Source organism: Bacillus sp. NTK034 (assembly GCF_017303275.1).
GTDB lineage: Bacteria > Bacillota > Bacilli > Bacillales > Cytobacillaceae > Cytobacillus.
On sequence record NZ_JAFKOJ010000044.1, the window covers coordinates 1 to 364 of the forward strand.

Genomic DNA, 364 nt, shown 5'->3' on the forward strand with positions numbered 1-364 from the left:
ACAGCTCCCCGAAGCATATCGGTGTTAGTACCGTCCTTCATCGGCTCCTAGTGCCAAGGCATTCACCGTGCGCCCTTTCTAACTTAACCTACTTCGGCCAATGATAAGCGGCGAATCTCTGCGTCAGCTCCGTCACTGTGCTCCTCACGTACTCTCGTACGCTCCGGTGCTCGTTCGGTCGCTTCCTTGATCTTCTTGCTTCTCATTGCCCTCATGGTTTGTGCTCTTACTTTGTTTTAAAACAAAAATAAGAGAAAAAACTAAGATGGCGATTACTCGGTTATTGCTTCTTCATTAACATTATCTAGTTTTCAAAGAACGACTCTTTCATTGAGAGATTGAACTCTCAAAACTGAACGAACAA

Annotated in this window: 1 protein-coding gene and 1 rRNA gene; both read right to left on the reverse strand. The window is 45.1% G+C overall.

Features of this window, described 5'->3' with window-relative positions; translation table 11 throughout:
- A 23S ribosomal RNA gene (locus JI665_RS28310) occupies positions 1–89 on the reverse strand; the annotation flags it as partial.
- A complete protein-coding gene (locus JI665_RS29090; RefSeq protein ID WP_258760818.1) occupies positions 84–215 on the reverse strand; it encodes a hypothetical protein in 132 nt (43 codons plus the stop codon). The genes JI665_RS28310 and JI665_RS29090, both read right to left, overlap by 6 nt.
- Between the last annotated feature and the right edge of the window lie 149 nt (positions 216–364).

Bases quoted from the DNA above. Each gene is read 5' to 3' on its own strand.
- JI665_RS29090 (WP_258760818.1), bottom strand. From the start codon at position 215: ATGAGGGCAATGAGAAGCAAGAAGATCAAGGAAGCGACCGAACGAGCA.